This is a genomic window from Formosa sp. Hel1_33_131, assembly GCF_001735745.1.
Taxonomy (GTDB): Bacteria; Bacteroidota; Bacteroidia; order Flavobacteriales; family Flavobacteriaceae; genus Hel1-33-131.
Genome location: NZ_CP017260.1, coordinates 437,529 through 456,717, shown reverse-complemented (window position 1 = coordinate 456,717; position 19,189 = coordinate 437,529). Strand labels below are relative to the sequence as shown.

Genomic DNA, 19,189 nt, shown 5'->3' with positions numbered 1-19,189 from the left:
ACAAATTTTAATATATGAATATACATCAAACAAAGATTAAGGTGAGATACGCAGAAACTGATCAAATGGGGGTTGTGTACCATGGGAATTACGCTCAGTATCTGGAAATTGGACGTTTAGAGTGGTTGACTGCTTTAGGGATTTCTTATAAAGAAATGGAGGCCAATGACGTGATGTTACCGGTGGTGTCTTTGAGTTTAAACTACAAAAAACCAGCTTTTTACGATGATGTTTTGACGATATCTACGACACTTGTGAAACAACCAACGGCTTCTATTGAGTTTAATTACGAAATTCATAATTCTAGCGGTGAATTACTCACAACGGCCAACACCAAATTGGTATTTGTTAACATGAAGTCTAATTTCCCGATGCGTTGTCCCCAATATATTTTAGATAAACTGCAAATTTAATCGTTTAAAATTTCAACTTTAATTTTATGAAAGGCCTCAAAAGTAGTTTGAAGGCTTTTTTTACCACTTTTTTTGACCAAAACAACCACTTCACATTCCATTTCAAGCCGCTGAGACTTTATAACGAGCTGCTGTTTTTTAATAATCCGCATTACTTGACTCAAATCTTTGTATTCAAAACTTAGTTTGAAGGTGATTAAAATATCCAAGGTTTTTATGTCGCTCGCCTCCAAACTTAATTTCGCCGTAGTCTTGTAAGCGCTGATCAAGCCCCCAACGCCAAGTTTTGTCCCTCCAAAATAACGGACCACCACCACAAGAACATTGGTAACATCAAACGCTTGCAATTGCCCATAAATTGGCAAGCCTGCACTATTTGAGGGCTCTCCATCATCTGAAGCTCTGTGATAGAGGGTTTCAATGCCGTGTTGGTACGCAAAACAAAAATGACCTGCACTGGAATGTTTTTGTTTAAGTTTTTCTATAATTTTTTTATACTCTTCTATTGTCTTTAGGGGGAATGCGTACCCATAAAACTTACTCCCTTTGTCTTTATAAAGAACTTCTTCAGAAGGTTTGAGAATTGTTTTATAAGTCAACACTGACATTATGAATTTGTAAATAAAGGGTTGTCAAAAAGGTTTATAATATCCTCTTTTTCAGGGTTATTATTCCAAGTATGTATGCCGAGTTGGGCTGCTGCTTGTGTATTTTCTTTGGTGTCATCTACGAAGAAACAACGGTCAGCTTCCAGTTGATTCTCGTTTAATACATATTCATAAATGGATGCATCGGGCTTTCGGAAGTGTATTTCATGTGAAAGGTAAAATTTGTCAAAACAACTTTTAAAACGTTCATACCTATATAAAGACATGTTTTCTATGACTTGTTCGATATGAAGTGCATTGGTGTTGCTGAGTAAAATAAGTTTGTAGTTTTTATATGTAGAGAGTTTTTCTATAAACTCTAAACGGTATTCTGGAAACTCTAAAATAATTGAATTCCAAGCTTTTTTAAATTGTGCCGCAGAAATGGATGGATATTTCGCCGTGAATGCAGTTACAAAGTCGTCAGTAGATATCCCCCCTTTTTCATACTGCATTGCCGTCTGAAGCATGTCCTCTGTAATAGAAGTCACTCCAAGATTGAACAACGAACGTTCAATGGCAGGCTTGTCTAAGTTGATAAACACATCCCCAAAATCAAATATAAGTGTGTTAATCATTCACAAGAATTTTTAAGCAATCAGAAGTAAGCTGTGTTTCAGAAACTAATGAACCTTTAATTTGAGGTTTTGAAATTCCGTCATTTAAATTGAGCTCACTTGAAAAAACACGTGCTTCATCCCAAAGATTTTCATCAATAAATGCTTGCAATGTTTTTTGTCCCCCTTCAATAATTACGGAAGTTATATGCTCTGCATGTAAAGCCTTGCAAACTTCAGATGCCAGTGGGTTTTGTATATTAATTTCATGAGAAGTCAACCGAATGGTTTTTGCTTCAGAATTAAACACCTGATAGGAATCTGCTAAAGAATTTTTTAGGTCGATGACAACTCGGATTGGGTTGGAACCTTCGACCTCTCGGGTGGTCAAACTCGGGTTGTCTTGAACCACTGTATTTGCACCAACCAAAATCGCTTGTTCCTCTGCACGCCATTGATGCACCAGTTGCCTGGAGTAAGTATTGCTAATCCAAACAGGTTTTGTTTCAGATTTTGATAGGGGAGCGATAAAGCCGTCTTTGCTTTCGGCCCATTTCAATATAATATAAGGACGCTTTTTAGTATGGAAGGTAAAAAAACGTTTGTGATGTGTTTTACATTCTTGTTCCAAAACGCCTACAAGAACGTCACATCCAGCGGCCTTCAGTTTTGCGATGCCTTTGCCACACACTTTTTCGTGTTCATCTAAACATCCAATCACCACTTTGGGGATTTTATGGGCAATAATCAAATCGCTACAAGGCGGTGTTTTTCCATAATGCGCACAAGGTTCTAAGGTGACATAGAGGGTCGCTTTTGAGAGTACGCTTGGATCTTTGACAGCGTTTATGGCATTCACTTCTGCATGCGAACTTCCGTAAGGTCCTGTATAGCCTTCTGTTATAATCTGGTCATCCACCACAATCACACAGCCCACCATCGGATTGGGAGCTGTAGAGCCCAAGCCTTTTTTGGCAATTTCAATGCAACGTGCTATGTAATGTTCGTGGGTGATTATAATTTAATTTTAATAGTTTCTGTTTTATTAATAGGATATGTGTACGTAAAACCTAAGGCTTTAAATTGAATAACTCCTTCATATTTAACTTTTAAAGTGCGATTCAAAACACTGTTTAGAAGCCCACCTAACAACCCATTTGGATCCTTGTTTAAAAGGTCTTTTGTGTTGACTTCCATTTGAAGTGGCACCCTAAAATCATCTTTTGTAGGGACTTTAAATTCCTCTGCACGAACGACTCCCATTAAAATATCATTTACAAACACAGTGACACCTTCGGTATTCAGTCGGCCGCCAACATCGTTTGGATTGTTAAAAAGGGCATCCGCTCTCAAGGTCAGTGTTTTGGAATTAGCGTCCACAAGTTGAATCCCGTCTATTTTGATAAATACAGGTTTCTGCTTGATGGCGCAACTCGTTGTCAAAACGATTAAGGCGAGGATCGTAAATTTTTTCATTATTTTTTTGGGTATTATATGTATCTTCGAACAACAAAAATAAGATTTATTAATCGGTATCCATAACATGCGTATTAGAGAAATTCAATTTAACGATAATTCACAAATCGAATCCATCATTAAATCCATATTTAGAGAGCTTCAACTCCCTTTGACAGGGACTGTTTACGAAGATGTTGAAACCACGCAAATGTTTGAATCCTATCAAGAAGAAAAGGCCGTTTATTTTGTGGTGGTGGATGAAGGCGAAGTGAAGGGCGGTTCTGGGATTAAAGTCTTAGACCCTAAAGATGCATCCATTTGTGAACTTCAAAAAATGTATCTTTCTCACGAAATACGAGGGAAAGGATACAGCAAACAACTTTTAGAAATTTGTTTGGATGCTGCCAAATCGATGGGGTACAAGCAGTGCTATTTAGAAACGCTCTCGGAACTTAAAACAGCTCAGAAATTATATAAACAATACGGATTTGAATACTTAGAGACTTCAATGGGAAATACCGGCCACAGCTCTTGCGGTGTTCGAATGATAAAAACCTTATAATGCAATTAAAATCACTTCATAATTTTTTTCAAAATGGACTCTTAGGCTATTACCCTAAAGATGAAATAGGTGCATTTTTTCACAGAGTTTGCGAACATCATTTAGGGTTCAAACGCATTGATGTGAGCCTAAAATCCGAGACCCTCATTACTCCCGAAACGTTTGAATATTTTGAAACTATCATCAGTCGTTTGTTAACCTATGAGCCCATTCAGTATATTTTAGGAACCACCTCCTTTTTTGGATTGGAATTTAAAGTCGATGTCAATGTATTGATCCCACGCCCTGAAACTGAAGAATTGGTGGCTTGGATTTTAAAAGGTGCAGATCCCAACAACCCCCTTAAAATTTTAGATATAGGCACTGGTTCTGGCTGCATTGCGGTGAGTTTGGCTAAGCACTTGCCCAATGCAGAAGTGTATGCCTTGGATGTGAGCCCAGCTGCTTTGGAAATGGCACAGTACAATGCGCAACAAAATGACGTTCAGTTGAACTGTATCGAAGCGAATGTTTTGGAATGGACAAACACTGAATTGTCGTTTGATGTCATCGTGTCCAATCCGCCTTATGTTCGTGAGAGTGAAAAAGAACACATGGCACCCAATGTGTTGGAACACGAGCCGCATTTGGCGTTGTTTGTTGAAAATGAAAGTCCACTCGTATTTTATAAAGCCATTGTGGAGCTGAGTAAAATAAACCTTAAAAAAGACGGTTTGCTCTATTTTGAAATCAACGAATATTTAGGAGCTGAAACAAAAGCACTTTGTTCCTCAGATGATTTTGAAGACGTTCAATTAAAAGCGGATGTTTTTGCTAAAAATAGAATGATGCGCGCTACCAAGCGTTGAATTTTTGTTGACTAAATTGCTGATAAATTCTCCGTATTTCCCTTTTAGATACCGCTCATTTTTATATCTTGTAGAGCTAAATATTAAGACCGATTATTTTTTTTGATGGATATTAAAGAACAGATTTTACAACTTCGAGAGGCGCTAAGTCAGCATAATTATAACTATTATGTTTTGGATGAACCGTCCATTTCTGACTTTGAGTTTGACACCAAGTTGAAACAACTCCAAGACTTAGAAGCAGCATATCCACAGTATTATGATGCCAGTTCGCCAACCCTCAGAGTGGGCGGTGCTGTCACTAAAAACTTTGAAACCATTGTGCATGCCCAACGCATGTACTCTTTAGATAATTCCTATTCCAAAGAAGATTTGATGGATTGGGAAACCCGATTACGAAAGATGGTCGATGGTGCCATTGCATATACTTGTGAGTTGAAATACGACGGCGCGTCTATCAGTCTCACCTATGAAAACGGGTTGCTTGTTCAGGCGTTGACACGGGGCGATGGTACGCAAGGTGACAATGTTACGGCAAACATTAAAACCATTAAATCCGTGCCTTTAAAATTACGGGGCGACTATCCAGACAAATTTGAAATTCGTGGTGAAATTGTTCTTCCTTTTGAAGGCTTTAATGCCATGAATGCCGAGCGCATCGCCGCAGGGGAGGAACCTTATAAAAACCCACGGAACACCGCTTCTGGAAGTTTAAAATTACAAGATAGCGCCGAGGTTGCCAAACGCCCTTTGGAGTGTTTGTTGTACAGCATTGTGGGTGAAAATACCGATTTAAAAACCCAGTTTGAAAATCTTGAAAAAGCACGTTCTTGGGGGTTTAAAGTCCCCACCATTGCCAAGCTTACCGACTCCATTGATGGGGTGTTAGAATTTGTCAACTATTGGGACATCCACCGTCATGAATTGCCTTACGAAACAGATGGTGTTGTGGTGAAAGTGAACAGTTTATTTCAACAAGCCGAGTTGGGCTATACTGCCAAAGCCCCGCGTTGGGCGATGGCTTATAAATTTAAAGCAGAGCAGGTTTCTACACGCCTCGAACACATTTCGTATCAGGTGGGGAGAACGGGGGCGATTACACCCGTGGCGAATCTTCAGCCTGTGGAATTGGCAGGAACGATTGTGAAACGTGCTTCGCTCCACAATGCCGATCAAATAGAAAAATTAGACGTCCGCGTTGGCGACTGGGTCTATGTCGAAAAAGGCGGTGAAATCATTCCTAAAATTATGGGGGTCGATTTGGAACGTCGTGCGGCAGATACACCCAAAACAGTGTACCTCACCGCCTGCCCAGAATGTGAAACACCACTCGTTCGAAAAGAAGGGGAGGCACATCATTATTGTCCGAATGACAAGGGCTGTTCGCCTCAAATTATTGGACGTATTCAACATTATATTTCCCGAAAAGCCTTGGACATCGAAGGTTTGGGTGGCGAAACCGTGGCCTTATTGGTCAATGAGGGATTGATCCTTGATTATGCCGATTTATACGAGCTGACAACGGATCAGATCATCCACCTCGACCGCATGGCAGAGAAAAGCGCCGATAACTTAGTCAACGGCGTTCAAGCCTCTAAAGACGTCCCTTTTGAACGGGTCTTGTTTGGACTGGGCATTCGCTATGTAGGAGAAACGGTGGCCAAAAAATTAGCCAAACATTACAAATCCATAGAAGCCTTGTCCAAAGCCACTTTGGAAGATTTAGAAACGGTGGACGAAATCGGCATTAGAATTGCCGAAAGTGTAGTGGATTTCTTTAGTAAGGAAGCAAATATTCAAATGGTATCTCGTTTGATTTTATACGGCCTCCAATTGCAACTGTCAGAAGAAGCTCTGTCCAATCAAACCACTCAGTTAGAAGGGCTGCGTTTTGTGGTGTCTGGTGTGTTTGAAACGGTCTCTCGTGACGAGCTCAAAGCCCTCATCGATTCCAATGGTGGAAAGGTGGTGAGTTCTATTTCAGCCAAAACCTCCTATGTGGTAGCAGGTGCCAATATGGGACCCAGCAAGCGCACCAAAGCCGAGAGCCTCAAAGTGCCTATTATTTCTGAACCCGAGTTTTTGGAGATGCTGAGTTAAAGATAGCGGAGTTTTTTGTACTAACCACACGAAAGATTAACTTCGTTGAATCTTCGATTTCGTGCGAGAGCGAGCGATGTCTGAATGAGCATAAGTTCCTCCATATCTACCTGTTTTCGCAGCTACTCCAATCGTATTTGTAGCATTAATCCATTTTTTAACAGAGAGCGTAAAACGGTTTAATCCCACTTGATTTTTAATTGTACCGAATTCGGTATAATTAAAAATTGGATTGTTAACAGGTTTCATACGTAAGAGAACTTATTGATCTATAAGCCCATCTAGAAAGTCATCCAAACCATTTGCTTTTGCGTATTCCAGAGTTTTGATACCGGCATTCATCAGTTTTTTAATGTTTTCTGGCGAAGCATCAGACATGTCAGCAGCGTAATTTTGATCTTCTGTTGGCGTATCAATCCGCATATAGGCCCCAGGATCATTCGGCTGGAGGGTTCCATTGATCTCATTCATTTGAAACGCTACGGTATCAATACTTCCATCCATCATAATATCTGGGATGGTCTTTGCCCATGTTAAAAGACTCCAATTAGCGCTTTTTTCTTTTTGCTGAAGTTCAAAGCCGCCTCCGCCTGTACCAATGGATAAAATGTACATATCACTTGCGGAGGGTTCATTGTTATTTCGGTCTTTAAAGTTTGTGTTTCTAGCTTCTGCGTATGCACACATTGTAGGGTTGTTGGCAAATACGCCTCCGTCCAAATTTATCATTTCAGCCAACGCCTTATTTTCTTGGACGTTTGCTGCCATATTTTTTATTTTTGCTGGAGGAAAGTAGGTTGGCGCTGCTGAGGTTGACCGTAAAACGTCCCGTACATAAAATTCCCTTTTAGAAGTGTCTTCATTGCTTGTAAAAAAGAAAGAAGATTTGGTATTCATATTATAAGTGGTAATAAGGCAGGGTTTTATGAGCGCACTGATCAGAAGGTCTCCAAATTTCTTTTGAAGTAAATTTTCTAAATTTCGAGGGCTAAACAAGGTCGCACTTCTGAGTCCCCACAATCGTTTCCAATTACTAATCTTTGAGGCGTTAAAAATACCGTAGCCTTCTTTTACATAAAAATCCAATGCCTCTGAAGCAGCATATTTTGCTTTGGTGTGATCTCCATCCTGAGGGGTTAAGTAAAGAGCGGTTAGGATGCCTCCCGTACTCGTTCCAGAAATAAAGTCAAAGTGATCGGCAATAGTGGTTCCGGGTATTTTTTTCTCTAGATATTCCTCGATGTATTTAATAATAGTAGCAGGAATGATGCCTCTAATGCCTCCGCCATCTAGGGTGAGAATGCGTACTTTTTTCTTGTTTTTCATGTATTTATTATTTGTAGAATTCAACACAATTTCTGTCTCAAAAATCGTTCCGAAAATTGGCTTTGCTGTTGTACGAAATTGAAGGTTTGATGCAGTCAGTCCTTTATATTGGTATTAGTTTTTTGTACGAACCACACGAAAGGATTCGTGCGGCAGCAGGGGAATGTTATTTATAATATTCATATTCGAATCTTTCAGTCGTGTAATAAATAGCTTTAATTAAAAGTCCATTATTATCATATTCCATCTTGGTGGTTTCTTTCTTTTGCCCATTATCGAATCGAGTAAACTCTTTTATTATTCCATTTTCGTATACATATTCAAAAGAGTAATTCCACTTACTCTTTTCAAGATTAGGTCTAATTTCCCAACCATAGTATTTTTCTTTGTGAAAGTCATCTATGTATTCTGTAATACTTTCTTGATATTTTTCTCCATTTCTGTACCATTCACGAACTTGCTTTCGTCCATTGTTCTCAAAATGATCTACGGTGTTTAATGTCCCGTTAGCATTGAATTTAGTTAATTTGATAAGTTTGTCATCTTCGTATTCAATATTAAATTTCAAGACTTCAATTTCTGGTCTGTTATTTCTGAAATTTGATGATAAATCAAGTCCCATTTTTTTTAATTTTTTTAAAGCCTTTTTATCAGGTTTGATATTTCGTGTTGTGTCCACTTGATTTATCAATTTCCCTTTTTCATTATACTCAAAATAAATAGTTCTTTGCTCACCGCCAAGAAATGGCTCGTGCTGAAATTTTATCATTTGTCCCTCTTTATTGTAAAAGGTTGTTGCGGTTAGTTTGTTTCCATTAAACCACTTTCGAGCTTTAACTTTGTTAATTTTATAAATATTATCATTTTGATAAGTCCATTTCTCTTGCCCAAAAGTTAACATTGAAATGAATAAAAATATGATTGATAAGGTTGTTTTCATTTTGTTGTTTTTCTAATTTTACCTAATGACTTTGACTAAGCTTAGTTGCGCTAACTAGGGAGGCTTTGCACAGGAGGTTAACTCTCATCATTATAATAAATTTTATAATATTTTCTACCATCTTTTTCCACTCCTTGTTCTATTAGTTCTTTATTTCCGTGTATGTAAATGTGAAAATTCTTGTCAAGTTTCAATACTTTTTTAAAAGCCCTAACTTGCTTTTTTACTGCTTGTGAAGATATGTCAAAACTATTTGCAAGTTCTATATCGTTATTATCTCTATATGAGTTATCGAAACTTCTAAAAGATTTTATTAACTCCTCACTTTGAAAAACTGATTTTTCAAAGTCTTCTTTTTCAAATTTATCGTTAGTTTTGAAATAATCTACAGAGCGATTTAATAAATCAATTTGGTCAGTTTTATTTACTTCAAATTCTTCTATTAATTGCTCTGTCACGAATTGTTTCGCTATTCCTAGAAATTGATTTGTAAGATGGTATCCAGTCTTAGTAGGTCGAATATTTAGAAAAAAATCTTTCCAGTATTGAGCTTCACTTGATTTATTAGATTTGTCAATAACATAAACCTTGTATCCTTTTTCTTTTCCTATATTTAAGATTAGACATCCTTTGTCAAGTTTTTCAATATTGATACCATCATCATAATTTAAAGCAAATTCATTTGACTTTTTATTTAATTTTAAAAATTGTTGTCTATTTTCAGACTTGAAAACACCAAAACCATTTACCAATATATTATCAACTTTAATATTATTAAAAGTTGAGACGAATAAATCTCCAGCCTTAATTTGTGGGTGTAGCGATACTTCGTATAAATGTTGAGCGATACTTTTACTTATTTCTATGAAGTTACCCTCGTTTGAAAACACATCACTTGTAAGTTGATATAACGGGTTCAAGTTAAAATTCCCATCAGAAAAAGTAAATGAATAAAACTCTTCCATATTGGAGAATGGGAATAAAAAGTATTTAATCAATAGTTCCCTCAATCTTGGGTCATTTGTATCAAGTAATAAATTTGAGATAATAATACCTTCTTTATTGGTTTTATTTCCAATTTGATGGGCAATCACGTTGCCTATGTTGCAATTAGTAAAATCTAACATATCTTATAGTTCATTTCCCCAGAGGGTTTTAATTTGTTCAATATCTTCGCTATCAAAATCGCTGTCCCAATTATCTTCTATTGTAAAAGTATTGTTTTGGAGCATATACCAAATAATGAAAATTTCAGGTTGAGTCAGGAATAGTATTTTGTGGTATCGACCTCTATTTTCTTCATAAATTCTTTGAATTTTTTGCTCGTTATTTATAATAAAATTATTAATATCATTGATTAATTCTTGCCGTTCATTTTCTGTTTCAAAGTAATTTAGTATGGTGTTTATATCCTTTAATGATATTTCCCTATCGTAATCAAATTTTGCGTATTTATAAAATTTACCTTCTAATTTTTTTAGTAATGCATAAGTTGGGTTACTTTGATGTTGTTTCTTTAATACTTCATTAACACTGGAAAATTCATCATCTGCAAGCTCATACAATGAAAGTAGGCGATATACTTTTCTTTTTAATTTAATGGGGAGTTCTGATTCCTGCTTATAAGAAAGTGAATGGGCAGCGTTTGACCATGCGTGTTGATTAAGTGTCCTCACCTGAATTTCAAAAATGTAATTATTAAGTTCTGTAAACTGTTCAAACCCTTTTATTATGCAATTTATTTTGGCATCATAATGATTAGAAATATAGCCAAGTTTATTAAAATCTAAATTGTCTAGTTTATATTCTGCATTTACAATGACAAAGTTTTCTTTAAGGAATTCATCAATAATATCCATTTCTTCTTGAAATGTGCAAATTATACGAATTCCTAATTTATCCTTTAAGTCTTGATAAGAGTATTCTTTCTGAACTTTCTTTTTCTTTATCTTTTTTATTATGCTTAATAGCTCCTTGGTTCTATAATGAATCTCTGGTAATATTTCGTAATCTGTAATAATATCTTTAATGAATGAACTAACGAGTGCTCCTAATCTTTCATAACTAGGCTGTTCCTCATCCCATAATTCAGCTATATTCTGAACATTAGTCATTAACAAATGCTTTTTACTTTAGAAATAATTTCTGCTTTTGTATTCCCATCTTCTTGACTTTCCAGTTTTACATTTTTATCAAATGTTCCTTTTTTACCAACAATGGCGATGTCATTTGCAAAAGTTATGGTTATTGTTTTTATTTTATTTTGTATATAATCATTAGCCTTGGGAAACTCTGACATTCTAAAGTTTTTGTTCTTTAGATATTTATTATAGTTGTTTTTATCAGTAGTTTCCATGTAATCATCTGCGAACTCCTTTGCACTAATTCTTTGTGAGTTTTTCTGCAAATACGAATTAAAGTCTTGTCTATATTTAGCTTGTTTTATTGGATCCTCAATTGTCTTTATAAAAGTAGTTGTGTAGGTGTAAAATTTCTTTGTTGTATGTCTTGGGTCTTCAAGAGGAATACATCCCAAAAATCTTTCAATAAACCAAGTTGTAACTTCTTTTTTTGTTTTTGGATCTATTTGCAAATCAGCTGTACTGCCATCATATTTTATCTTAAGTTCAGACTTGTTTATAAATAAGCCTACTTTATATATTTTTGTTTTCTTTGTAAGCATTAAATCTTGCACATCCTTAATATTAAAAGATTTAGTCACAGGGTCTAATACTAATTGTGCTCCTTCATCTCTTTCAAGTTTGATAATAATGCAAGTTTTGTTATCATTTATTTTTCCAAATATTATCACCAAAATTCCTGATGCATTTTGTCCGTTTTGTACTTCAAATAAATATTTGGTTATTAATTTTGACTGCTCAATTAAATCAGTACCACCCGAATTAATTATTTGATTGATATAAATGGAAACAGGAGATTCATTTTTAGGATTATAACAAACACGTAATTCTTTATTACTTTGCAAAGAGCTGATGATTTTGTCCTTAAAAAACACTCTTAATGCATCAGGAAGAGAACTTTCTTGTTCACTATATTGTGGTTTAATAGAAAAGTCACTTTTTCGATGTTTAGGTATGCTATGTACGATGATATTTTCAATCGTTATAGTACTTGTGTCAAGTTTAATAGCCATATCAATAGTTTTTATTATTATTTAATTTTCATTGGAAAGGTTTCAATGGTTGTATGTTCGTTTTTCCCCTGCAGCTAACTAGTTTATACAACATTAATGTGGTAATTATTTTTTTATAAGTGTTATAATACATTCCATGTAGGTATGTATAGTGCCCTCATTCCACTAAAATTTATATAAAACACTCCCTCCATTCGGTTAAATTCATTTTGAAGATTTAGACTGGGGTCTCAATCAAAAATTGAAATTAAAATATTTTATTTAATATCCAAAAAATATGGCGCTTTATTTTTATAAATAGCTGACAGTGTTTATCTTAAGTAGGCAAACATTAAACAAGACTATAATATATTACAATTAAATAATTATTTTTTATGGAAACATGAAATTTGGCTCGTCTTACAAAACCCGTTTTTTAGCAAGAAATTAGTAAAACTTAAAGATATAGTTGATATTTTTGTGGCATGATGGAAGAACAGGTCATTCTTGTGAATGCACAGGACGAACAAATAGGCACCATGCCAAAAATGGAAGCCCATGAAAAGGCGGTATTGCACCGAGCGTTTTCGGTGTTTATATTTAATGCCCAAAACGAATTGATGCTGCAACAACGTGCGGCTCATAAATACCATTCGCCGCTGTTGTGGACCAATACCTGCTGTTCCCACCAACGGGTAGGAGAATCCAATTTGGAAGCCGGCACACGCCGTTTGCAAGAAGAAATGGGTTTTGTGACGCCCCTCAAAGAAACCACTTGGTTTATTTACAAAGCGCCTTTTGACAATGGGCTCACCGAACACGAATTGGACCACATTATGGTGGGTTCTTACGAAGCAGCTCCCGTCATCAATACGGAAGAAGTGGAAGCCTGGAAATGGATGCCTTTGGAAGCCGTCAAAGCCGATATCAAACAGCAGCCAACACTGTACACCGAATGGTTTAAAATCATATTTGAAAAATTTTACGAACATATAAACACCACCAATGAAAGTCACCATAAGTAGAAAAGCACATTTTAATGCCGCCCATAGATTGTACCGCCCCGATTGGAGTTTTGAAAAAAACGATGCCATTTTTGGGAAATGCAACAACCCTAATTTTCACGGGCACAATTACGACCTTACGGTCAGTGTGACGGGAGAGATCGATCCAGAAACAGGGTATGTGATGGACGTTAAAATTCTGAAAAACTTTATCAAATCGGAAGTAGAAGATGCGTTTGATCACAAGAATTTAAACTTGGACGTACCTGAATTTAAAGATTTAAACCCCACTGCCGAAAACATTGTGGTGGTCATTTACGATAAGCTAAAAGCTGTCCTCGAATCTAATTTAGATTTGGAAGTGACGCTTTATGAAACCCCTCGTAATTTTGTGACTTACTCTGGAAACTAGTAGTATGAAGTTCATAACTTAAACTCAAGTAAATGTTGCCATATCTACATTGAGCGCAGTCGAAGTGTGGCTCTTAAAAGTCAATATAAAAATACTAATGAAACCACTTTATCCCTTAAAATTTCATCCGATTCTCAAAAATAAAATTTGGGGCGGTCAAAAACTACAACAACTTTTAAACAAACCCACCATGGCTACGGATGCCGGCGAAAGTTGGGAAATCAGTGACGTGGAAGGCGATACCTCTGTGGTTGCCAATGGTCCTTTGGAAGGTACATCGCTAAAAAACCTTTTGGAGACTTATACGTCTGACTTGTTAGGCGAGAAGAACTTCCGTCAGTTTGGGAAAAAATTTCCCTTGCTTATTAAGTTTATTGACGCCAAAGAAGATTTGTCCGTTCAGTTGCATCCCAACGATCAGTTGGCGAAAGAACGCCACAACAGTTTTGGAAAAACCGAAATGTGGTATGTGCTTCAAGCGGATACGGATTCCAATTTGATAGTTGGTTTTAATCAGGAGATGACACAAGACTTGTACCTCAAACATCTGGAAGCTAAAACGCTGCAAAGCATCTTAAATTTTGACAACGTCCAAGCAGGGGATACCTATTTCATTGAAGTAGGGAGAATTCATGCGATTGGAGCAGGGGTGCTTTTGGCAGAAATTCAACAGACCAGTGATATTACCTACCGCGTGTATGACTGGGACCGCGTGGATGCCGATGGCAATGAACGGGAGTTGCACAATGACATTGCGCTGGAAGCTTTTGACTTTGATATGCCGGATAATTACAGAGTGAAGTATTCCAAAAATTCAAATACTTCTACCGAACTGGTCAGTTGTCCATATTTCACAACGAATGTGCTGGACGTCAAAGAACCAATTCTAAAAGAAAACACACACGATTCTTTTATAATTTATATGTGTGTGGAAGGAAAAGCCACTGTGGAAGTGGACGGAACTGTCACTGAAATTTCGATGGGGGAGACGGTTTTAATTCCTGCCTGTATCGAACGATTTTTGATTTCTGCAAATCATGCAAAACTTTTAGAAGTTTATATTGAACTCGTTTAAGCTTTTTCAATCGGCTAAAAAATGGCCTTTGTTCACCCACTTTTTGTCTTTTTTAACTTCCGCAACGGAGCTACGCAACTAAAAAAAACTTCAATTGGATAAAAATTGACTAATTTTCGTTACAATTCAAAAAGTGTAAACGAGTTCAGTTAAAATTACGTAATTTTGCAAAAACAAAAATTAATACAATGGCTAACGTTAGAAATTTAAAGAAAGATATCAATTACGTATTAGGAGATATCATTGAAGCAGTATATATTTGGGAATATGCCAATACTGATAAAGACACTAAAAAAAGTGAAGCGATCATTGACGAGGCGATTTCAACTTTTGATGAATTGATTGCGATGGTAAATGCTAAAGATGTTGAAAATCAAAAAGCACATTTCAAAGGGATCGCTAACGATCTTGAAACAAAAGGAAAAGCTTTAATCGAAAAGATTAACAAGCTCTAAATTACTCAGACTTTACAGATTTAATATAGGCCTCCAGAATAATTCCATACTTAGAATTGGCAATTTTTGGAGGCAATATTTTGTTTATGGTATCCAAGTATTTCACATTGGCATCATAAATTTCAGAAACCGCTACAAAAGGTGCGACTTCACTCTCTTTATTATTGACAGCAAAATTGATGCTGTACAAATAGCTGCGTTGGACTAATTTATCCATTTGAATTTGAAGCGAATCGGCACGTGCTGAGAAGCCATCTTTTTGAGCGTTTAACTGCGCCTCAATGAGTTCTAGTTTTTGATCCTTGAAACGGGCAATGTTTTTGTAATAGGATTCCAGTAATTTTTGTTGTTTGCTGCCTTCTATTTTCGCATCGAACTTGAAGCGTTTTAAGCTTGTGTTTATAGTTGTAAGTCCTTTATCAGCAAAGAAAGAAATGCGTTCTGCATCCACCTCTTTTGATAAACTTAAGAATAACAACTCCGCTTCTTCCAAGTCGCAGCCCAATTCAAAATCGGTTGTACTATTCATCACCAAAGAATCCAAGGTTGTAAATCCACCATCAATCACACTTTGAAGGTAGAGCGTTCCTTTTTGAAAGCCTTTAATACTTCCTCTAACGGTTGTGTTTTTAGGGGTTTGCTGTGTACAAGCCGTGATGAGGATGGCAAGGATAAAGTATAAGCTGTTGTTCATGATTGATTTTTAGACTCAAATATAATTATTTCTAAGCAGTTGCGGCCGCTAATTCCATAAGGATTGTACACGCAATGGCAGCAATGGTTCCGATGGCATATCCAAAGACGGCTAAAATCACACCCACACTCGCTAAAGAGGGGTGAAACGCAGCAGCTACGATAGGCGCAGAAGCAGCTCCACCTACGTTCGCTTGACTTCCAACAGCTAAAAAGAAGTAAGGGGCTCGAATCAATTTTGCAACGGCGATTAGCAGCACTGCATGGATGGTCATCCAAACGACTCCAATCGCAATCAATCCTGTATTGTCAAAGATCATGGTTAAATCCATCTTCATTCCAATGCTGGCGACTAAGATGTAAATAAAAACACTTCCAAATTTACTCGCGCCTGCACCTTCATAGTTCTTAGCTTTGGTAAACGAAAGTCCCACAGCAATAATTGTTGCAATACTAATCATCCAAAAGAAAGAAGATCCTAAAAAAGTAAATATATTTTTTGTCGTTTCAGATTCAAATGTTGCGACATATTCACTAAAAAAGGGTGCTAGATAGCTAGATCCTAAGTGCGCAAAACTCACCGTCCCAAATGCAATCCCAATCATGATCATGATGTCCGTGAGTGATGGGGTGCGTTTCACACTTTCAGTGAAGGTAGAAACTTTATCTTTCAACGTTTCAATGGCAGTGGTGTCGGCTCGTAACCATTTATTAATCCGGTCTGATTTTCCAATTCCAATGAGTAAGAGTGCCATCCAAATATTAGCAACCACGATGTCCACAAACACCATGCCCCCATATAATTTTTGATTGTATCCATATATTTCTAGCATTGCGGTTTGGTTGGCACCGCCACCAATCCAACTTCCAGCCAAGGTAGAGAGGCCTCTCCAAACCGCATCGGGTCCAATACCTCCCACCGTTTCTGGAGAAACTAAAGAAATTAATAAAATCGCAATCGGGCCACCAATGACGATGCCTAATGTTCCTGTAAAAAACATAATCAATGCTTTCCATCCCAAGTTGACAACGGCTTTTAAATCGATGCTTAGAGTCATCAACACCAACGCAGCGGGCAATAAGTAACGACTTGCTACGTAGTACAAGTTGCTGCTGTGTTCGGTCAGTTCGCCAGTAGGAGTGAGGGTTTTCCAGTCTGGAGCAATCCATCCCAAAGTGGTGAATAGGGCTGGAATCATGTACGCCATAAACAGTCCGGGAACGATTTTATAAAATTTATGCCAAAAGCCGGTTGGACGTGATTCTGTATAAAATATCAGAGCAATGGCCGACATGAGTAACCCGAAAACAATGGTATCGTCTGTGAAAAATGGCGTTGTATCTATCATAATTTTTTAGTTTCTAGGTCTCAAATATAAATAAAATAATTTTTGGCACGAAGTTTGTTTACTAGTAAACATATTACATAATCTTTTGTAATATATTTTGGTTGGTTAGTGATTAAAAGCATCATTTTTTTAAATGATGCTTTTTCATATCAATATTTATTGATCTTAAACAGTCATACTTAGACACTTCGACTGCGCCTGCCTTCGGTAGGTAAACCTGTCTGCCGATAGGCAGGCTCAGTGCAAGCAGTTCAGAGCAAATATGCTACATCCATTACATTACTTCCCAGTGAATGTTAAAATATGGAACATAGTCGGTTCATTATGTGAAAATTAAGTTAAATAGCCATTACCTAGACATTTTGGCACGGAAATTGAAAATAGATTAAACATATTATTTTGTTAGTAATATTTTGGTTGGTTAGTTAGTTAAAAGCATCATTCTTCAATGGTGCTTTTATCTTTTTGTATAAAATTGAGCATACTTGTAATTACTTGGGGTATGATTGGGTGATTTAGTTCATTGTATGATTTTGTATTTACCAAATCATCGCCATCAATTTCAAATAAAAGGTGATTCATATTTTTTATAATAACGAGTTCAGCATCTGCTTTATGATCTTTTAAGAGTTGAGCTTCCATTACGCTCACTTGTAAATCTTTGGTGCCGTTCACGATGAGTACAGGGATTTCTAAGTTTTCAATACGTTCTTGGGGGTTGTATTCCATCCAGTTCATCATAAATGGCTGAATGTCTAAATTGAATATAGAGGCGAGTGCTGGAGGGAAATCTGCGGTGGTTTTTCCGCTTTTTAAGGTTTCTAAGACACGCTTCGTATCTTCAGTGAAAAAAGGCGCTGTTTTGGTAATTTGTTCTAAAATAATTTGATCGATAGGATTCCCTGCACCTGCTAAGGAGATAAATCCATCCACTCCCGATTCGCTGGCTAAAAGTCCTACTAAGCTTCCTTGACTGTGTCCTGCAATGATGATGGAGTCATAAGAGGGTTTGAAATAGGTGACCACCGATTTGGCGTCTGTTACAAAATCATCAAAACGGATGTTTTTATCAAAAATTCCTGCTTTGAGTTGTTTGACCACACGCTTGTCGTATCTGAAAGTTGCGACCCCATTTTCAGAGAGTCCTTCGGCCAGTTTCTTTAACATGTCATTTTTCATGAAGGACTGGTTGCCATTTCGATCGGTAGGGCCTGAGCCCGCAATAATAATGACCAATGGTGGATTTTCTACGGACTCTGGAACTAATAGCGTGCCATCCACATAACGGTTGATTGTAATTTCAGTAGAAGAAAAATTTTGCGCATCAGTGAAAGTCGTCATGCCGATAAAAAGGCAAAGAAAAGGAAAGATATGTTTGGTCATAGTACTGTTATTTAAGGAGTCTAAAGGTCAAGTTGATTCGTTTTGCAAGCGGCTTTTTAGTTTTTGGTATTTGATGCAGCCAGTGGTGTTGCGTTTCGTTTTTCATGAGTAGTAAACTGCCGTTTTGTAAATTTAGTTTGTGTTTTAAAGTTTTTATTTTTTTATGTTTCAAATGAAATGTCCGTTCAGCACCCAAACTCAAAGAAGCAATCACAGGATTGAGTCCAAGTTCTTTTTCATCATCGGCATGCCAGCCATTACTGTCTTGTCCATCTCGATATAAATTCAATAAACAGGACGAGAATTCCGTTTGAGTGGCTGCTTCAACTTTTGTTTTTATAGCATTCAAAAGCGGGGTGAAGGGGTGGGGTGTCATTGAAATGTTTGAATACCCATACGTCTTTTGGTTGTTGGCAAAAAAAGCAGTCAAACGCGGTTGCTTATACACTTTTCCATACACTCTGATGTCTTCTTCAATCCATGGCGTATGTTGATACAATGCGTCAAACAGTGCACTGGCTTCTTCCAAACCATAAAACTGCGGATGGTATTCGATTTTAGCATCTTGAAGCGGAAGTTTTATAATTTCGGATGAATCAAATAATGACATGCTCATAGTTTGCTCTAAATTAATATAAGTTTTTATTTTAGAGACTTATTTTTATTTTTTTTAAGTTTAAACCAAAAAAAGAGGTCGTCTAAAAAGACTCTGCTTTGTCAATCTGAACCTGACTACCGTCAGGAAATCCTGACTGTCGGTAAACAAGTTTATTTCAGATTCTAAAACAAAATGAATTTCAGTTAATTGAGATTCTGAAACAAGTTCAGAATGAC

Annotated in this window: 22 protein-coding genes; 8 read left to right on the top strand and 14 right to left on the bottom strand. The window is 36.8% G+C overall.

Going from position 1 to position 19,189, the window contains the following annotated elements; translation table 11 throughout:
* The first annotated feature begins 14 nt into the window (after positions 1 to 14).
* Complete coding sequence (locus tag FORMB_RS01960; protein WP_069675857.1) at positions 15 to 413, top strand: acyl-CoA thioesterase; 399 nt, start codon at positions 15 to 17, stop codon at positions 411 to 413.
* Here the strand turns inward: FORMB_RS01960 and FORMB_RS01955 are convergent.
* Genes FORMB_RS01955 through FORMB_RS01940 form a run of 4 tightly spaced genes read right to left on the bottom strand, consistent with a single transcriptional unit; the run spans position 410 to position 3,093 of the window.
* Positions 410 to 1,021 (bottom strand): IMPACT family protein, encoded by a 612-nt coding sequence (locus tag FORMB_RS01955; protein ID WP_069675856.1) that lies wholly within the window; start codon positions 1,019 to 1,021, stop codon positions 410 to 412. The two genes, FORMB_RS01960 and FORMB_RS01955, sit on opposite strands and share 4 nt — an antisense overlap.
* The gene (locus tag FORMB_RS01950) at positions 1,021 to 1,638 is read right to left on the bottom strand and encodes an HAD family hydrolase (RefSeq protein ID WP_069675855.1); all 618 of its coding nucleotides are present in this window, start codon (positions 1,636 to 1,638) and stop codon (positions 1,021 to 1,023) included. Before FORMB_RS01950 ends, FORMB_RS01955 begins: the two co-directional genes overlap by 1 nt.
* Entirely contained in the window at positions 1,631 to 2,635 is a 1,005-nt protein-coding gene (gene ribD, locus FORMB_RS01945) for a bifunctional diaminohydroxyphosphoribosylaminopyrimidine deaminase/5-amino-6-(5-phosphoribosylamino)uracil reductase RibD (protein WP_157498062.1), read from the bottom strand. Before ribD ends, FORMB_RS01950 begins: the two co-directional genes overlap by 8 nt.
* On the bottom strand, positions 2,632 to 3,093 hold the full coding sequence (locus FORMB_RS01940; RefSeq protein ID WP_069675853.1) for an LEA type 2 family protein: 462 nt from the start codon (positions 3,091 to 3,093) through the stop codon (positions 2,632 to 2,634). The genes ribD and FORMB_RS01940 overlap by 4 nt, the downstream gene beginning before the upstream one ends.
* Before the next feature lie 67 nt (positions 3,094 to 3,160).
* On the opposite strand from FORMB_RS01940, the gene FORMB_RS01935 reads away from it, so the two are divergent.
* The 3 genes from FORMB_RS01935 (at position 3,161) to ligA (ending at position 6,585) form a co-directional block, all read left to right on the top strand.
* The gene (locus FORMB_RS01935; protein WP_069675852.1) at positions 3,161 to 3,637 is read left to right on the top strand and encodes a GNAT family N-acetyltransferase; all 477 of its coding nucleotides are present in this window, start codon (positions 3,161 to 3,163) and stop codon (positions 3,635 to 3,637) included.
* Complete coding sequence (gene prmC / locus FORMB_RS01930) at positions 3,637 to 4,485, top strand: peptide chain release factor N(5)-glutamine methyltransferase (protein ID WP_069675851.1); 849 nt, start codon at positions 3,637 to 3,639, stop codon at positions 4,483 to 4,485. The genes FORMB_RS01935 and prmC overlap by 1 nt, the downstream gene beginning before the upstream one ends.
* 105 nt (positions 4,486 to 4,590) lie before the next feature.
* Entirely contained in the window at positions 4,591 to 6,585 is a 1,995-nt protein-coding gene (gene ligA / locus FORMB_RS01925; protein WP_069675850.1) for an NAD-dependent DNA ligase LigA, read from the top strand.
* Positions 6,586 to 6,621: 36 nt separating this feature from the next.
* Here the strand turns inward: ligA and FORMB_RS01920 are convergent, their stop codons facing one another.
* From FORMB_RS01920 to FORMB_RS01895, 6 genes are all read right to left on the bottom strand, one after another.
* On the bottom strand, positions 6,622 to 6,834 hold the full coding sequence (locus FORMB_RS01920) for a hypothetical protein (RefSeq protein WP_069675849.1): 213 nt from the start codon (positions 6,832 to 6,834) through the stop codon (positions 6,622 to 6,624).
* 12 nt (positions 6,835 to 6,846) lie between these two features.
* On the bottom strand, positions 6,847 to 7,911 hold the full coding sequence (locus FORMB_RS01915; protein ID WP_069675848.1) for a patatin-like phospholipase family protein: 1,065 nt from the start codon (positions 7,909 to 7,911) through the stop codon (positions 6,847 to 6,849).
* Positions 7,912 to 8,077: 166 nt separating this feature from the next.
* The gene (locus FORMB_RS01910) at positions 8,078 to 8,851 is read right to left on the bottom strand and encodes a hypothetical protein (protein WP_157498061.1); all 774 of its coding nucleotides are present in this window, start codon (positions 8,849 to 8,851) and stop codon (positions 8,078 to 8,080) included.
* A 77-nt stretch (positions 8,852 to 8,928) separates the two neighbouring features.
* Positions 8,929 to 9,978, bottom strand: a complete 1,050-nt coding sequence (locus FORMB_RS01905) for a nucleoid-associated protein (RefSeq protein ID WP_069675846.1) — start codon at positions 9,976 to 9,978, stop codon at positions 8,929 to 8,931.
* A gap of 3 nt (positions 9,979 to 9,981) precedes the next feature.
* Entirely contained in the window at positions 9,982 to 10,965 is a 984-nt protein-coding gene (locus FORMB_RS01900) for a hypothetical protein (RefSeq protein ID WP_069675845.1), read from the bottom strand.
* The gene (locus tag FORMB_RS01895) at positions 10,965 to 12,005 is read right to left on the bottom strand and encodes a nucleoid-associated protein (protein ID WP_069675844.1); all 1,041 of its coding nucleotides are present in this window, start codon (positions 12,003 to 12,005) and stop codon (positions 10,965 to 10,967) included. The genes FORMB_RS01900 and FORMB_RS01895 overlap by 1 nt, the downstream gene beginning before the upstream one ends.
* Positions 12,006 to 12,469: 464 nt before the next feature.
* Between FORMB_RS01895 and idi the strand changes: the two genes are divergently transcribed.
* The 4 genes from idi to FORMB_RS01875 all read left to right on the top strand — a co-directional run bounded on the left by idi (position 12,470) and on the right by FORMB_RS01875 (position 14,930).
* A complete protein-coding gene (idi, locus tag FORMB_RS01890) occupies positions 12,470 to 13,009 on the top strand; it encodes an isopentenyl-diphosphate Delta-isomerase (protein WP_069675843.1) in 540 nt (179 codons plus the stop codon).
* The gene (locus FORMB_RS01885) at positions 12,990 to 13,400 is read left to right on the top strand and encodes a 6-pyruvoyl trahydropterin synthase family protein (RefSeq protein WP_069675842.1); all 411 of its coding nucleotides are present in this window, start codon (positions 12,990 to 12,992) and stop codon (positions 13,398 to 13,400) included. Before idi ends, FORMB_RS01885 begins: the two co-directional genes overlap by 20 nt.
* 97 nt (positions 13,401 to 13,497) lie before the next feature.
* On the top strand, positions 13,498 to 14,475 hold the full coding sequence (locus FORMB_RS01880; protein WP_069675841.1) for a type I phosphomannose isomerase catalytic subunit: 978 nt from the start codon (positions 13,498 to 13,500) through the stop codon (positions 14,473 to 14,475).
* A 188-nt stretch (positions 14,476 to 14,663) separates the two neighbouring features.
* Positions 14,664 to 14,930 carry a hypothetical protein gene (locus FORMB_RS01875; RefSeq protein WP_069675840.1) on the top strand — a complete coding sequence of 89 codons (267 nt, stop codon included), beginning with the start codon at positions 14,664 to 14,666 and terminating at the stop codon, positions 14,928 to 14,930.
* A gap of 1 nt (position 14,931) precedes the next feature.
* Here the strand turns inward: FORMB_RS01875 and FORMB_RS01870 are convergent, their stop codons facing one another.
* The 4 genes from FORMB_RS01870 to FORMB_RS01855 all read right to left on the bottom strand — a co-directional run bounded on the left by FORMB_RS01870 (position 14,932) and on the right by FORMB_RS01855 (position 18,971).
* Complete coding sequence (locus FORMB_RS01870) at positions 14,932 to 15,624, bottom strand: DUF4369 domain-containing protein (RefSeq protein WP_069675839.1); 693 nt, start codon at positions 15,622 to 15,624, stop codon at positions 14,932 to 14,934.
* Between the two features lie 31 nt (positions 15,625 to 15,655).
* A complete protein-coding gene (locus FORMB_RS01865; protein ID WP_069675838.1) occupies positions 15,656 to 16,972 on the bottom strand; it encodes a DUF819 family protein in 1,317 nt (438 codons plus the stop codon).
* Between the two features lie 438 nt (positions 16,973 to 17,410).
* Positions 17,411 to 18,355: an alpha/beta hydrolase gene (locus FORMB_RS01860; protein WP_069675837.1), complete on the bottom strand. Its 945-nt coding sequence runs from the start codon at positions 18,353 to 18,355 to the stop codon at positions 17,411 to 17,413.
* A 7-nt stretch (positions 18,356 to 18,362) separates the two neighbouring features.
* Positions 18,363 to 18,971 (bottom strand): alpha-ketoglutarate-dependent dioxygenase AlkB family protein, encoded by a 609-nt coding sequence (locus FORMB_RS01855; RefSeq protein WP_231925560.1) that lies wholly within the window; start codon positions 18,969 to 18,971, stop codon positions 18,363 to 18,365.
* Between the last annotated feature and the right edge of the window lie 218 nt (positions 18,972 to 19,189).

What these genes read in the sequence shown, in the direction of transcription:
- FORMB_RS01960 (WP_069675857.1), top strand. Translation starts at nt 15, where the DNA reads ATGAATATACATCAAACAAAGATTAAGGTGAGATACGCAGAAACTGAT.
- FORMB_RS01955 (WP_069675856.1), bottom strand. Translation starts at nt 1,021, where the DNA reads ATGTCAGTGTTGACTTATAAAACAATTCTCAAACCTTCTGAAGAAGTT.
- FORMB_RS01950 (WP_069675855.1), bottom strand. Translation starts at nt 1,638, where the DNA reads ATGATTAACACACTTATATTTGATTTTGGGGATGTGTTTATCAACTTA.
- FORMB_RS01940 (WP_069675853.1), bottom strand. Translation starts at nt 3,093, where the DNA reads ATGAAAAAATTTACGATCCTCGCCTTAATCGTTTTGACAACGAGTTGC.
- FORMB_RS01935 (WP_069675852.1), top strand. Translation starts at nt 3,161, where the DNA reads ATGCGTATTAGAGAAATTCAATTTAACGATAATTCACAAATCGAATCC.
- prmC (WP_069675851.1), top strand. Translation starts at nt 3,637, where the DNA reads ATGCAATTAAAATCACTTCATAATTTTTTTCAAAATGGACTCTTAGGC.
- ligA (WP_069675850.1), top strand. Translation starts at nt 4,591, where the DNA reads ATGGATATTAAAGAACAGATTTTACAACTTCGAGAGGCGCTAAGTCAG.
- FORMB_RS01920 (WP_069675849.1), bottom strand. Translation starts at nt 6,834, where the DNA reads ATGAAACCTGTTAACAATCCAATTTTTAATTATACCGAATTCGGTACA.
- FORMB_RS01915 (WP_069675848.1), bottom strand. Translation starts at nt 7,911, where the DNA reads ATGAAAAACAAGAAAAAAGTACGCATTCTCACCCTAGATGGCGGAGGC.
- FORMB_RS01910 (WP_157498061.1), bottom strand. Translation starts at nt 8,851, where the DNA reads ATGAAAACAACCTTATCAATCATATTTTTATTCATTTCAATGTTAACT.
- FORMB_RS01905 (WP_069675846.1), bottom strand. Translation starts at nt 9,978, where the DNA reads ATGTTAGATTTTACTAATTGCAACATAGGCAACGTGATTGCCCATCAA.
- FORMB_RS01900 (WP_069675845.1), bottom strand. Translation starts at nt 10,965, where the DNA reads ATGACTAATGTTCAGAATATAGCTGAATTATGGGATGAGGAACAGCCT.
- FORMB_RS01895 (WP_069675844.1), bottom strand. Translation starts at nt 12,005, where the DNA reads ATGGCTATTAAACTTGACACAAGTACTATAACGATTGAAAATATCATC.
- idi (WP_069675843.1), top strand. Translation starts at nt 12,470, where the DNA reads ATGATGGAAGAACAGGTCATTCTTGTGAATGCACAGGACGAACAAATA.
- FORMB_RS01885 (WP_069675842.1), top strand. Translation starts at nt 12,990, where the DNA reads ATGAAAGTCACCATAAGTAGAAAAGCACATTTTAATGCCGCCCATAGA.
- FORMB_RS01880 (WP_069675841.1), top strand. Translation starts at nt 13,498, where the DNA reads ATGAAACCACTTTATCCCTTAAAATTTCATCCGATTCTCAAAAATAAA.
- FORMB_RS01875 (WP_069675840.1), top strand. Translation starts at nt 14,664, where the DNA reads ATGGCTAACGTTAGAAATTTAAAGAAAGATATCAATTACGTATTAGGA.
- FORMB_RS01870 (WP_069675839.1), bottom strand. Translation starts at nt 15,624, where the DNA reads ATGAACAACAGCTTATACTTTATCCTTGCCATCCTCATCACGGCTTGT.
- FORMB_RS01865 (WP_069675838.1), bottom strand. Translation starts at nt 16,972, where the DNA reads ATGATAGATACAACGCCATTTTTCACAGACGATACCATTGTTTTCGGG.
- FORMB_RS01860 (WP_069675837.1), bottom strand. Translation starts at nt 18,355, where the DNA reads ATGACCAAACATATCTTTCCTTTTCTTTGCCTTTTTATCGGCATGACG.
- FORMB_RS01855 (WP_231925560.1), bottom strand. Translation starts at nt 18,971, where the DNA reads ATGAGCATGTCATTATTTGATTCATCCGAAATTATAAAACTTCCGCTT.